General features: G+C 67.5%; 10 protein-coding genes and 2 pseudogenes. 3 read left to right on the forward strand and 9 right to left on the reverse strand.

The window, feature by feature from the left end; genetic code table 11:
- Positions 1-828 (reverse strand): annotated as a pseudogene (locus ABZX02_RS36235) (LAGLIDADG family homing endonuclease); the annotation flags it as partial.
- Positions 817-1,509: pseudogene (locus ABZX02_RS36240) on the reverse strand (PhoH family protein); the annotation flags it as partial. The pseudogenes ABZX02_RS36240 and ABZX02_RS36235, both read right to left, overlap by 12 nt.
- 145 nt (positions 1,510-1,654) lie before the next feature.
- Here ABZX02_RS36240 and ABZX02_RS36245 point away from each other — a divergent pair.
- Complete coding sequence (locus tag ABZX02_RS36245; RefSeq protein WP_355305276.1) at positions 1,655-2,404, forward strand: hypothetical protein; 750 nt, start codon at positions 1,655-1,657, stop codon at positions 2,402-2,404.
- Here ABZX02_RS36245 and ABZX02_RS36250 read toward each other — a convergent pair.
- From ABZX02_RS36250 to ABZX02_RS36280, 7 genes are all read right to left on the reverse strand, one after another.
- On the reverse strand, positions 2,401-2,718 hold the full coding sequence (locus ABZX02_RS36250; RefSeq protein ID WP_355305278.1) for a histidine triad nucleotide-binding protein: 318 nt from the start codon (positions 2,716-2,718) through the stop codon (positions 2,401-2,403). The genes ABZX02_RS36245 and ABZX02_RS36250 overlap by 4 nt on opposite strands.
- A gap of 8 nt (positions 2,719-2,726) precedes the next feature.
- Positions 2,727-3,317 carry a TetR family transcriptional regulator C-terminal domain-containing protein gene (locus tag ABZX02_RS36255; protein WP_355305279.1) on the reverse strand — a complete coding sequence of 197 codons (591 nt, stop codon included), beginning with the start codon at positions 3,315-3,317 and terminating at the stop codon, positions 2,727-2,729.
- A gap of 9 nt (positions 3,318-3,326) precedes the next feature.
- The gene (locus ABZX02_RS36260) at positions 3,327-3,983 is read right to left on the reverse strand and encodes an alpha/beta hydrolase (RefSeq protein ID WP_355305281.1); all 657 of its coding nucleotides are present in this window, start codon (positions 3,981-3,983) and stop codon (positions 3,327-3,329) included.
- 275 nt (positions 3,984-4,258) lie between these two features.
- Positions 4,259-4,990, reverse strand: coding sequence for a 16S rRNA (uracil(1498)-N(3))-methyltransferase (locus ABZX02_RS36265; protein ID WP_355305283.1), 732 nt, complete (start codon positions 4,988-4,990; stop codon positions 4,259-4,261).
- On the reverse strand, positions 4,987-6,135 hold the full coding sequence (dnaJ, locus tag ABZX02_RS36270) for a molecular chaperone DnaJ (protein ID WP_355305386.1): 1,149 nt from the start codon (positions 6,133-6,135) through the stop codon (positions 4,987-4,989). The genes ABZX02_RS36265 and dnaJ overlap by 4 nt, the downstream gene beginning before the upstream one ends.
- A gap of 43 nt (positions 6,136-6,178) precedes the next feature.
- Complete coding sequence (gene hrcA, locus ABZX02_RS36275) at positions 6,179-7,201, reverse strand: heat-inducible transcriptional repressor HrcA (RefSeq protein WP_355305285.1); 1,023 nt, start codon at positions 7,199-7,201, stop codon at positions 6,179-6,181.
- A 328-nt stretch (positions 7,202-7,529) separates the two neighbouring features.
- Positions 7,530-9,779 carry a 3'-5' exonuclease gene (locus tag ABZX02_RS36280; RefSeq protein WP_355305287.1) on the reverse strand — a complete coding sequence of 750 codons (2,250 nt, stop codon included), beginning with the start codon at positions 9,777-9,779 and terminating at the stop codon, positions 7,530-7,532.
- Positions 9,780-9,994: 215 nt separating this feature from the next.
- Between ABZX02_RS36280 and ABZX02_RS36285 the strand changes: the two genes are divergently transcribed.
- Both ABZX02_RS36285 and ABZX02_RS36290 read left to right on the forward strand, forming a co-directional pair.
- Entirely contained in the window at positions 9,995-12,478 is a 2,484-nt protein-coding gene (locus ABZX02_RS36285) for a hypothetical protein (protein ID WP_355305288.1), read from the forward strand.
- Positions 12,475-12,840 (forward strand): hypothetical protein, encoded by a 366-nt coding sequence (locus ABZX02_RS36290; RefSeq protein ID WP_355305290.1) that lies wholly within the window; start codon positions 12,475-12,477, stop codon positions 12,838-12,840. The genes ABZX02_RS36285 and ABZX02_RS36290 overlap by 4 nt, the downstream gene beginning before the upstream one ends.
- Positions 12,841-12,854: the final 14 nt, after the last annotated feature.

Here is a 12,854-nt window from a genome sequence, read left to right on the forward strand (position 1 = left end):
GGCGGGCCTGCGGCGCCAGTAGGCGACGCCACCGAGCGAGCGAACCAGCTCGACCACGCCGTCCCGCAGGCGTTCGGACGTCGTCGTGTACTGGACGCGGCAGGTGCGACCGAGCTGGGTCACCGGCCCACCGTCGGAGTCGAGCAGGCCCTGCAGGACCGCGAGACGCACGTCGGCGCTGTTGTGCAGGTAGACCTCGGGCACGAACTTCGTGTGCGAACGCGTGCCGAACAGCTCCAGCTCACGCAGGACCGCCGTCACCGGGTTCTCGGTCGTCACGGCGGTGCCGGCGGTCTTCACCCTGTTCAGGGTGTAGTCGACGGCGTTCTTCTTCCGCACCGCGATCGGCTCGAGGGTCACCTGCAACGCGAAGGCGAGCTCCGGGTCGTTGGTCGAGAACGACGGCGTCGTGGACCCCGTGATGCACCCGTCGCCCAGCAGCAGCCCGAGCGCGTACGCGTTCATCGGCACTTCGCGTTCCGGCAGGCACACCGGCGTGCTGAGCATCGGCAGCTCGTAGCGCCGCGCGTGGGCGGCACGGAGGTTGCCGATCATCTCCTGGGTCTCGAGCACCCGCCACGGCTTGTTCCGGCGCCGGTCGGACGCCGTGCGCACCGTCCAGAGGTGTTCGCCGCACGCGAGCGTCGACGCTCCGTCCTGCGCGGTGACCCGGTAGACGTCCTTCTCGCCCTGCGGGTAGACGCCCAGCACCGGGGTCGGCTCGCCGTTGGAACCGATGACGAGGTCGCCGACCTGCAGCGATCCGATCGGGCGGTAGCCGTCCGGGGTGAGGACCGGGGTGAAGATCGGCTGGGCGCGGCCACGCATGTATGCGAGGGGCGCCACCTCGATCGTCCCCGCCTGCGTCAGCCGCGGGATCGACTCCGGGTCGACCATGTCGTGCAACGCGTCGTACAGCGGCCGCAGGTACGGGTCGATCTTCTCGTACAGCGTGCCCGGCAGGTACCCGAGCCGCTCCCCCGCCTCGACGGCCGGGCGGGTCAGGATGATGCGGTTGACCTGCTTGGCCTGCAGCGCCTGCACGGCCTTGGCCATGGCGAGGTACGTCTTGCCGGTGCCGGCGGGGCCGATGCCGAACACGATCGTGTTCTTGTCGATCGCGTCGACGTAGTGCTTCTGGTTCAGCGTCTTCGGCCTGATCGTGCGGCCGCGGCGGCTCACGATGTCGAGGCTCAGCACCTCGGCGGGCGACTCGACGTCGGTCTCGCTCAGCATCGCGACGATGCGGCGGACAGCGTTCTGGTCGATGGGCTGGCCCCGGCCGGCGAGGGTGATGAGCTCGGAGAAGACGCGTTCGGCGAAGGCCACGTCGGCGGGGTCGCCGGACAAGGTGATCTCGTTCCCGCGCACGTGCACGTCGGCGTCGAGCAGTTCCTCCGCGAGCCGGAGGTTCTCGTCGCGCGACCCGAGCAGCGTGAGCACCGCACCTTCCGGCACGGCGAACCGGGACTGACCTTCCTTGTTGCTCTGCTGTGTTTCTTCGGCCACGTGGCCCCGGCCTGCTTCCTGTCGCTCGGATCTGGTGCCGTCGATGCTAGTCCGGCCGAAAATGGGTGGCTACCGGATTGCTCACGGTGTGTGCTCGGGAGCTGTGGAGATCCGCAGGCTTGACGTCGAAGACGTACCCGAGTGCATGAAGCTGGTCACGGACCGGGGTTGGACGTGGACCGCGGCGCAGTGGGAGATGATGCTCGCGCTGGGGCCGGGCTACGGCGCGTTCGACTCGTCCGGGTTGCTCGGCACGGCGCTGACGACGCCTTATCCCGAGATGCAGGCGATCAGCGGGGTGCTGGTCGGGACGTGGGCGGGGCGGCGGGGCATCGGCACGCGGCTGATGACGCACGTCCTGGACGTGAGTCCGTCCGTGCTGTTCGCGACGGACATGGGCGAGCCGATCTACGCGCGGCTCGGCTTTCACCTGCTCGGGTCGACCGACGCGTACGTGGGCGTGTTCCGCGGCGCGGGGGCCGGCGTCACGAGGGAGGCCGTGCCCGCCGACGCGGTGGCGCTCGCCGAGCTCGACCGCCAGGTGAGCGGGTTCACGCGACCCGTGTTCTGGGAACGGGTGCTCGACCCGGCGTCGCCGTACTCGGTGCTGGTGTCGGACGCCGGCGTGATCGCCACCCGGCCGAACCCGACCGGCGTGACGATCGGACCGCTGATCGCCCCGTCGCCTGCCGAGGCGTGCGCGCTCTTCGCGGACATGGCCGCCGGCCGGGGCGAGGTGCGGGTGGACACGGACAACGCCGAGGTCGCCGCGTTCCTGCTGGCGCAGGGCTTCGAGAAGCGCAGCGGCGGGTGCAAGCTCATGGTGCACGGCGCGGACGGAGTGCCCGGTGACCGCACGCGGTACTTCGCCCCCGCCTCGCACGCGCTGGGCTAGAGGCGCCTGCCTCCGAGCAGGTGCAGGTGGGCGTGGAAGACCTCCTGACCGCTGTCCGGGCCGGTGTTGAACAGCAACCGGTACCCGGACTCGGCCACGCCCTCCGCGTCCGCGACCTCCCTGGCCGCGGCGAAGAGGTCGCCGAGCTGGGCACCGGTGAGGTCGACGGCGTTCGGCACGTGCTCGCGCGGGATCAGCAGCACGTGCACGGGCGCCTTGGGCTGGATGTCGCGGAACGCGAGCGTCGTCTCGGTCTCGTGCACGACCGTCGCGGGAACCTCACCGGCGACGATCCGGCAGAACAGGCAGGACATGTCCCCAGCTAAGCGAAGATCCGGTCCAGGTGCTCGTCGACGGCCTCGACCATGTCGGCGGCGGTGAGCTCGTCGGGGCCGAGCCCGTGGTGGATGTTGAGGCCGTCGATCAGCACGATCAGGCGCAACGCGGCCTTCGCGGGCACCACGCCGTCCCGCAGCTCCCCCGCCTCCTGCGCGGCGGTGAGCACGCGGGCCATCTCGTCGCACAGCTGGCGCGTGCCGAAGCGTTCCAGCTCGTGCAGCGACGGCTCGACCATCGCGCGCGGCAGGAACGCGAGCAGCACCGCGGCCTCGACCCTGCGGTCGTCGTCGAGTGCCAGCATCTCGTGCACGAACGACCGCAGCAGCTCGCGGTTGCCGGTGGTCGGGTCGATCTTCTCCAGCCGCGCGAGGAACCGCCGGTACGCGAGCTCCATCGCGAAGCCCAGCAACGCGTCCTGCGTCGGGAAGTAGTGCCGCAGCGACCCGCTCGACCAGCCAGACTCCGCAGCGACGGCGCGCACCGACGCGTGGTCTATCCCGTCGCGCCGCACGATGCGCCAGACGGCCTCGGCTAGCTCGCGGCGGCGTTGCTCGTGGTCGACAACCTTCGGCACCGGCTCTTTCTAGCAGTCGCGGGCAAGCCGGCGGACGGCCGTGTGGCACCGCTCCCAGGACTCGGTGCCGGGCGTGATCATGTCCATGTGCCCGGCTCCCTCCACGACGACGAGCTCGGCCTGCGGTTCGGCGGCGCAGAAGCCGGTGGACTGCTCGACCGGGACGTCCTCGTCCCGGTCGCCGTGCACGCACACGACCGGCTTGCCGATCGGGATCAACGCGGCCGGCGAGGCCTCGGCGAACTGCTCCTCGGTGCACAGCTCCAGCGCCCGCGGCGTGATGTGCTTCGTGAAGTCGAGCACAGCCGCCTGGGCCACAGCTCCGACCACTCGCGCGCTGTGCTTGGCCGCCCACACAGCGAGGTGCCCTCCGGCGCTGTGCCCGAGGGTCACGACGGGACCGAGGTCGACGGCGTCGATCGCGGCGAGCACGTCCTGCCCCGTTTCCGGCCATCCACCGTCCCCGCCCACCCGGCGGTACTCGATGTTCCAGACGGCGAATCCGTCGGCCACGAGCACGTCCGCGAGAGGGCGCCCGAGTTCCAGGCCGTAGCGCTGATGCCAAAAACCACCGTGAATGACGACAACGGCACCCTGAGTGTCGCCACCAGGGAGATAAAGCTCGCCGAACTGACTGGGGTGGTCACCGTAAGCAATTCTCTGCACACGCAGAACTTACGTGAAGCGGCGAAAGAAGCCCCGAAAACAAAAGGGGCGCCTCGCGGTCCGAAGCCTGGGGGTCGCTTCGCCGCGAGGCGCCGACGCCGGACCGAGGGGGGAGGTGTCCGGCGAGTCTTTTGGTCAGAAGGCCTAACCGTCTACTCCGTTTCCGGATAGACCAATCAGCCCCTCTGCAAACAAGAGTAACCCCATCGGCCTGCGATTCGCTACAACTTCCGTCAAGCCAATCCATCCGATGTTCATCTTGGTAGTGATCGGGGTCACCACCTCTTCGTGCGCACCCCGATGGCACCGAGAGCAACGGCGGCGGCGGTGGATGCACGCAGAACAGTTGGGCCCAATCGGACCACCCGCGCACCCGAAGATCGCAAGGTGTCGAGTTCCTCGGGCGTGATTCCGCCTTCGGGACCCACGACGAGCAGCACGTCCCCGGAATCGGGCAGTTCGACGTCCGCGAGCCGTTCGGTGGCGCTCTCGTGCAACACGAGCGTCAACGCGGACGACGACACGCGATGAGAAAGCTGAGTCGTGCTCACGGGTTCGTCGACCTCGGGCACCCGTGAGCGGCGGGCCTGCTTCGCCGCCTCGCGGACCGTGGACCGCCAGCGCCCCAACGCTTTCGCGCCGCGCGGCCCGTCCTCCCACTTGGTGATGCACCGGCTGGCGCGCCACGGCACCACACCGTCCACACCGGCCTCGGTGGCCAGCTCGACGGCGAGCTCGCCGCGATCGCCCTTCACCAACGCCTGGGCGAGCACGACGCGCGGCGACGGCGCGGGCTCGACCCAGCGTTCGACGACGCGCACCGCCAGGGCGTCCTTCTCCACCGCCACGACGACGCAGCGCACCTGGGCGCCGGACCCGTCCGACAGCACGAGCTCCTCGTCCACGCGCAGCCGCTTCACCGTGGCGGCGTGGCGGCCTTCCGGTCCGTCCAGCACGAACTCCTCGCCCGCCGGCAGCGCGGGGACGAGGAAGACCGGCAGCGTCACCGGTGGGCGCGCGAGCCGCGCAGGCGGGAGAACAGGCCGCCGCCACCCTTGCCGTTGTGCGCCAGGGAGGGCTCGGTCTCGCCGCGCATCTCGGCCAGGTCGCGCAGCAGGGACGACTGGGCGGCGTCGAGCTTCGTCGGCACGACGACCTCGAGGTGCACGTGCAGGTCGCCGCGGCCGTCGACCCGGCCGGTGGAGCGGAGCTTCGGCATGCCGCGGCCCGTCATGACGAGCTGGGTGCCGGGCTGCGTGCCGGGGTCGATCTGCAGCTCCTCCTCGCCGTCCAGCGTCTTGAGCGGCAACGTGGCGCCGAGCGCGGCCGTCGTCATCGGGATCTGCACGATGCAGTGCAGGTCCGCGCCGTCGCGTTCGAAGATCTCGTGCGGGTGCTCCTCGACCTCGACGTAGAGGTCGCCGGCCGGGCCACCGCCGGGGCCGACCTCGCCCTGGCCCGCGAGACGCACGCGCATGCCCTCGGCGACACCGGCGGGGATGTTCACGGAGATCGTGCGACGAGAACGCGTGCGGCCGTCACCGGCGCACTGCTGGCACGGGTCGGGGATGACCTCGCCGTAGCCGCGGCACACCGGGCACGGGCGCGACGTCACGACCTGGCCGAGGAACGACCGCTGCACGGACTGGACCTCGCCGCGGCCGTGGCAGGTGTCGCACTGCACGGGCTTCGAGTTGTTCTGGGTGCCCGCGCCGTGGCAGCGGTCGCACAGGATCGCCGTGTCGACGGTGAGCTCGCGGGTGGCGCCGGCGGCGCACTCCTCCAGCGTCATGTCGAGGCGGATCAGCGCGTCGGAACCGGGCTGCACGCGGCTGCGCGGTCCCCGGCCACCGGACGAGGCGCCGAAGAAGGCGTCCATGATGTCGCCGAGGCCGCCGAAGCCCGCGAACGGGTCACCGCCCCCGCGGCCACCGCCGCCCGAGTCGAGCGGGTCGCCACCCAGGTCGACGACGCGGCGCTTCTCGGGGTTCGACAACACCTCGTAGGCGGCCGTCACCTCCTTGAAGCGGGCCTCCTCGTTGGGATTGACGTCCGGGTGCAGCTGCCTGGCGAGCTTGCGGTAGGCGCGCTTGATCTCATCCTGCGTCGCGTTCTGCGAGACACCGAGGATGCCGTAGTAATCCCTGGCCACCTTGTTCGCTTCCATGTTCATCTCAAGTGCAAGAAGTTTCTGATCAACGACCGGTCAGGATCTCACCGACGTAGTTGGCGACCGCGCGCACGGCCGCCATCGTTCCGGGGTAGTCCATGCGCGTCGGTCCGACGACGCCCAGACCCCCGAGCGGATTGTCACGGCTGCCGTACCCGATGGACACCACGGAAGTGCTGCGCATCTCAGCGGCCTCGTTCTCCTCGCCGATGCGGACCAGCACGCGACCGGGGTCGCGCGAGGCGGCGAGCAGCTTGAGCACGACGACCTGCTCCTCCAGTGCCTCGAGTACCTGCCGCAGCGACCCCGGGAAGTCCGTGATGCTGCGCGTGAGGTTCGCGGTGCCGCCGAGCACCAGCCGTTCTTCCGGGTGCTCCACCAACGTCTCGATGAGCACCGTGGCGACCCTCAGCATCGGGTCGCGGAGGTTCGACGGTACCTCGTCGGGCAGTTCGGCGACCTTGGCACTGGCGTCGGCGAGCCGGTGCCCCGCCATCGCCTGGTTCAGCACACCGCGCAGCTGGGCCGTGTGCTCCTCGCTGATCACGTCACCGAGCTCGACGATCCGCTGGTCGACGCGCCCCGTGTCGGTGATCAGCACCAGCATCAGCCGCGACGGCGTGATCGGCAGCACCTCCAGGTGCCGCACGGCCGCGCGCGACAGCGTCGGCACCTGGATCACGGCCACCTGCCGCGTCAGCTGCGCGAGCAACCGCACGCTGCGGCGCATCACGTCGTCGAGGTCGACCGCGCCGTCGAGGAAGCTGCGGATGGCCCGCTTCTCGGCCTGCGAGAGCGGCTTGATCTCGCTCAGCCGGTCGACGAACAGCCGGTAGCCCTTGTCCGTCGGCACGCGGCCGGCGCTGGTGTGCGGCTGGGCGATGTAGCCCTCGTCCTCCAGCGCGGCCATGTCGTTGCGCACGGTCGCGCTCGACACACCCAGGTTGTGCCGTTCGACCAGGGCCTTCGACCCGACGGGCTCCTGGTTGGACACGTAGTCGGCGACGATGGCGCGCAGCACCTCGAACCGACGCTCATCGGCGTTCACCGCTGTTCACCTCCGTGTCCGCTACCCCGAGTTTACCCAGCCGGATTCGTGCCCGGTGGGCGCTCTGAAACCTGAGCCGAGGCAAGCTGCGCGAATCGCCAACGCCCTACTCGCCGCCCGGCTGATCCCTCCGGTCGATCCGTTCGAGGTCGCTCTGCTCAGGTTCGTGAATGCCGGGTTGTAGCTGTTCACGGCGCGATGGTGCGCGTCCCTCAGCTCACGCGGCAGTGAACGACTTGAACGCGAACAGCTGGTCGCTCCACCCGACCACCTTGGGACGATCGGCGTCCTGTACTGAATCGTCCTGGAGCAGGGCCGAGCCGACACGCTAGACCGGCAAGAAGCGCGAGGGCTCTCCCGTCCAGGTGACCACCAGCTGATCCCGTGCTCTGGTGCAGGCGACGTAGAGCAGGCAGCGGTCGCTCACTTCGATCACTGCGCGTTCGTCGTCGCCGGCGTGCTCCAACCGGTACTTCGACGGGAACCGATCGTCATCGACTCCCACCACGATCACTCTCGCGAACTCTGTTCCCTTCGCCCGGTGCATCGTCGCGACCTGGACACCGGCGCCTTCGACAGGACCGTCCGCACTGGTGATCGCCGCCGGAATCCCATCGTCCTGCAGAGTGTGGGCCAACTCGTCCCGGATGCTGTTCTGAGACGCGAGCACGGCGATCGAACCCGGCGTGGTCGGATTCGCTCCGCTCAACCATTCCCGCACGGTCTCGACGACGAACGTCTTCTCGTCCTGCCAGGATCGCGCCGGATACGTGTCCGGCTCAGGCCCCGCGAGCAACGAGCGATACCCGGTGGTCGACTCGTCCTTGTCGGCAAGATCCACGAACTCCACACCGCTCAACACCTTGGTCGCATAGCCGAGCAGTTGGCGGGTGGTGCGGTAGTTCAAGGTCAGTTTCTGCGACCGTCCTCGGGTCTCGATCCCGAACCTGCCGAGCACCACCTGTCGACCGTAGATCCGCTGATGCGCGTCCTCGCAGATGAAGAGGTCGTTCGGACCGACAGGGACTACCCCGCGCAACAGGCGCCAGTGGGCAGGTGCCAGATCCTGCGCCTCGTCCACGACGACGTGGTCATATCGATTCGAGACAGGCAACTCCGACGAGTGCGCGATGTCGGCCGCCTTGGCGGCGACGATGGCGTGCGTTGTGGCGTTCTCGACCGCCAGCAGGCGGGTGAACTCCTCGACCACGCGCCACACTCGGGCACGCTGAACCCTGCTGATCTTGACCAGTCGCCGACGTGTCTCGACGAGGTACCGATCGAGGTCGGCCGAGTTCATGCCGAGAATCACCTGCTGGTGCTCAACCGACATGAAGTAGGGGGTCAAGACCGCCCTGTCATCCGGTGACAGTTCTGGCACGTTGCCGAGCGCGCGTTCCCACATGCGCAGTTGATCTCGCTCACCCAGCACGCGTGGCCCGGCTCCCTGCACCCGCGCCACGATGTCGCGGGCCAGACGATCGATTCCGACGACCTCGATCCGGCTCAAGACTGCGGCATTGGTCAACCTGCCCAGGTCCGACCGCAACTGCACCGCCAGGTTCCGCGTATAGGTCGTGACCAGGACCCTCGCTGCGGGGCTGCGTTCGGCCAAGGCGACAGCACGGTGCATCGCCACCACCGTTTTTCCCGTTCCCGCGCCTCCGGCGACCCTGAAGGCGCCCTTGCGGTCCTTTTCGATCAGGTCCCTTTGATCAGGGTGCAGGAAAGTTCGCCAGGCAGCGAAGTCCCCATCCAACATGCGGCGCAGATGCTCGTCACCCTCGACCACGACGAACTGCATCTGCGACCCGGCACGGCTCAACGAATCACGAAGTTGCGCGGGATCGTCCGCGTCGGTCGGAACGATCGAGTCCGGCTGGGCGTATCGCCTCCGCACGTCGTCCAACGCGGAGCCGGTGGCCAGATCGAGAAGGGCGTCACCCTGCCACTCGGGGATGTTCAGACAGAGGTCTTGGAGCTGATCTTCTTCCCGAAGGTCGGTGACCTGTTCAGCGAGCTCGCGCAGGATTCCGATGCCGACGAGTTCGTCGACGGTGTACGGGACGAGACGCGGACGGTCGTCGTCCTCCTGCGGCTTCGACACGTGTGACACCGCCACATCCGCCGACGCGTCACGCAGGACCTCGAAGACACCGTTCGTCGGATTGAGCCGCATTGTGATCTGCTCGGCGTACTCGTACGCCTTATCGTGTTCGTGGATCGCGACCAGCACGAAGTACTGATCGTGTTCGGAACCCGCCGCGAACAGCACGGCACGGTAGTTGTCCGTCACCCGTGCAACGCGAACTCGCGAGTCCTTCGCTCCCTTCGGCATCTTGAGCCGAAGTCCGGTGAGATCCTCGTCAGAGCTCAGCTTCCGCAACAGGTCCCACGCTCGCGGCTTGAGCGAGCCGTCCAAGTCCAGATTCTTCTGGAACTCCTTGGCAAGTACCACGGTCGCCATCGGGCGCTCATCCCCCTGTACCCAGTCGACGTCTTCGAAGACATCGACTCCGACTGCGAACTTTCGGCGCCCTCGAAGGCAGCCGAACACGTCCTGATGATCATCGCTCACTCGCCGGACTTTGGACACTCGGCATCACCGAGTGCGTGGGACCTCAGGCGAACACCCGACCCTTGATTCCATCCGGCGAGGGATTCCGCCGTTCGCTGGCTGCACCGCGTATGAGTGCTGTACTGCTTTACCGCAAAAGGTAGCCACTGCGGGCATGCAAAGGGAGCACGTTGTTCGAGTCACCGCCCGTCCGGCGTAACGCAGCCCGCCAGTCGATGACCGTCGCCGACCTTCGCGCGATTCTGCTGCCGAACGGTCCCCAGGACGAACCCGACGCCTTGATTCACGACGCACTCGAGCAGAGCAGACTTGCCCTGGACACCTCAAGGGACGAGCTGACCGATGCACTCGCAGCGGGTCCGTGGCGGCTGCGTTCCGTGTCCGTCAGCGGGTTCCGCGGCGCCGCGAACAACTCGGGCCTGGCAGGCGCGCAGCCCACCCCGCTGGTGTTGGAAGTGCCTCGGTCCGTTGACGTCGTTGTGGTGCACGCATCCAACGGCGTCGGAAAGTCAACCATCTCCGACGCACTCGATGTCGCCCTGCGTGGCAGCACCGCACGCGCATCGGCCTTTTCACCGAACGACAATCGAATGCCGTCAGCCGTGCATGCCGACTCACGTCGATCCGTGGTGTCGGTCGTGCTGGACAACGATCATGACGACCGACTGACCGCGACCTGGCGATCGACCGAAGGCGTCGAACAGTCCGAAGTGGTCTGGCAACAGGTCGGCGACCCCCATGGCATCACTGAACTGCCAGGTGAGCGATGGGCTGAAACAGTCGCCGCACACCATCCGATCGTGAGCTACGACTACATGGCGCACAACCTCCGAGTCGGCGGTCTGACGGAGTTCGTGCACAACACGTTGAGTCTCGGTGACGGGTGGTGGAAGCTGCGGACCCTGCTGACCGAAGGACATGAGGACTCGATCGATGCACTGAGGTGCTGGGAACAAGCCCGACATGACGTGGTGACGGCGTTGACCGAACTCGACGAGGACATGGCGGAAAAGCATCCGGAAGTTCGAAGGCTCACACCGTTGGCCGTCCCGGACACGCCGTTCGTCGACGTTTCGAACTGGTTCACCACCACGTTCGCGAATGTCCGCACCGATCTGCCGACCTCGAACGCCGACTACCTGCTAGAGCACGACGTCACCGTGGCGAGAAGCTTCGCGCGGGACAGCATCGAGCGCTACAGAGCGGCCCGCGACCGCGGAGACCGGATGCTGTGGGCGGGCGACGGATTGGCGGCCCTGACCGAACTGGTCGACCGCGCCGGCGACAGGCACGCGGACCGTTGCCCGGTGTGCGGAAAATCCGGCGACGACTGGCGCAGCCGTGCCGATCGCACCCTTCAGGAGCTGCGGGTGGTTCGTGAGGAGTTCAACCTGGCCTTGGCCGACCTCACTGATCTCTCCCAGGTGCTCGTCAATCGCGTTCTGCCCCTGTTGCGCTCCGGTGAACTCGTCGCCGAGATCTCCCTACCCGCGGCACGACTTCGCACGTTGGTGGAGCCTCTCGCGGGAGGGCGTCCGAGCTCCGACCAGGACTCAGCGTGGGCAGCCCTCGAAGTCATAGCGAACGACCCCGACTTCGAACGCGACCTGGCCGCGGTGGTGTCGGTGTTGGCGTCCGAGACCAACACGGTAAACCTCTGGCACGCAGTTCGACGGCGTCGTTGCAGCGCTCTCGTCGCCGCCCAGGCGAGATACGGGCGGTCCGCTGTGCGCGTCGAAGAGTTCCGTCGCGCCCTGGATCGCCTCGCGGAGGCCTTCGATCGAACGCACGAAGCTCGGAGGACGACCGTCGAGGCCGAGATGGACGGACGCTTGCGCACATTGCTGGCTGACATCGACTTCGGCGGCTTGGCCGTGGAGATCGACAAGTCGAACCATCGGGGCTTCAACGAGTCGGCCACCCTTCGCCTGATGTTGGACGGCCGCGAGGGCGGACTCGGCGTGTTGTCCGCAGGTCAGTACAACGCCTTGGTGCTCGCACTACTGTTGGGCACCGACACCTCGGGGCCCTTTCGGTTCCAGGTCCTGGACGACCCGGTGCATGCGCTGGACGAGTTCCGCACTGACGTTTTCGCGGAGCTGGTCGCCCTCCAGGCGGCCGCAGGCAAACAGTTCGTCCTGCTCACGCACGACGAACAGCTCGTCGAGGTGTTGCGCAGACACGTCAGCAGGATCTGCGTCGTCAAGTTCGGCAGAGATGAGCACGGCAACATCACCCAGATCGATGCGACACATCCTTGGGAGGCTTTGATCTCCGATGCCTGGAAGCTGTTGCAGGACAACACTGACAGGAACACCGGAGCGCATGGGACGCTGTCACCCACAACGGCAGCGATGTTGATTCTCGCGTTCTGTAGACAAGCGGTGGATGCGGTGCTCCGAGAGTTCGCGCTCGAAATCAACCGCGGGTCGCCGGATCTCGCCGCTGCCGTCGAGAAGCTGGAGAAGGCCAAGCTGACCAGGAAGGCTCTGGAGACCACCAGGCGTCTGGTACCCGAGGACCATCCGGCTCGCGCTCTGATCGCCACCCTGCTCTCCGATCGCGAATACCTCACGGAGCTGAACGCCGCGAGTCACGGAGACTGGTCGAGCCTCGACACGGCACACGCACACCTCACAGATCGCATCGCGCAAACCGAACGCTTCTGTTCGAACTTGTTGCACACGGCAGACTCATGACCTGGACACCAGCGATCGGGGAGGATGAGATGGCGAGCTCCGGCTCTCCTCCGGTCCTTCGAGCCCGCTCAGCACTTCTGCTGCTGCGCATCAGAATCGAACTACTTGCACAATCGCTGCCCTCGACAACGTTCGTGTCGACTTTCGGCCGGGTCGATGTTCGGTTGTGGGCGCTGGTCACCCACGTGCGGGCCGAGGACCGCGACGAGGCAGCGGCCCTCGTCCGACAGGTCCAGCGAATCTACGGACTGACCAGCGCCTACCTCCACAGCAGGCGCGCGGCGATCGTTCCGTCATACAGCGAACTGTCCGCTTGGACGAAAAGTGTCACCGCCCTGGAGAGTCTTGTCGGCACGCCATAGAACGGGTCTCAGTC

This window comes from Lentzea sp. NPDC003310 (genome assembly GCF_040610935.1).
GTDB lineage: Bacteria > Actinomycetota > Actinomycetes > Mycobacteriales > Pseudonocardiaceae > Lentzea.

What these genes read in the sequence shown, in the direction of transcription:
- ABZX02_RS36245 (WP_355305276.1), top strand. Translation starts at nt 1,655, where the DNA reads ATGAAGCTGGTCACGGACCGGGGTTGGACGTGGACCGCGGCGCAGTGG.
- ABZX02_RS36250 (WP_355305278.1), bottom strand. Translation starts at nt 2,718, where the DNA reads ATGTCCTGCCTGTTCTGCCGGATCGTCGCCGGTGAGGTTCCCGCGACG.
- ABZX02_RS36290 (WP_355305290.1), top strand. Translation starts at nt 12,475, where the DNA reads ATGACCTGGACACCAGCGATCGGGGAGGATGAGATGGCGAGCTCCGGC.
- ABZX02_RS36285 (WP_355305288.1), top strand. Translation starts at nt 9,995, where the DNA reads ATGACCGTCGCCGACCTTCGCGCGATTCTGCTGCCGAACGGTCCCCAG.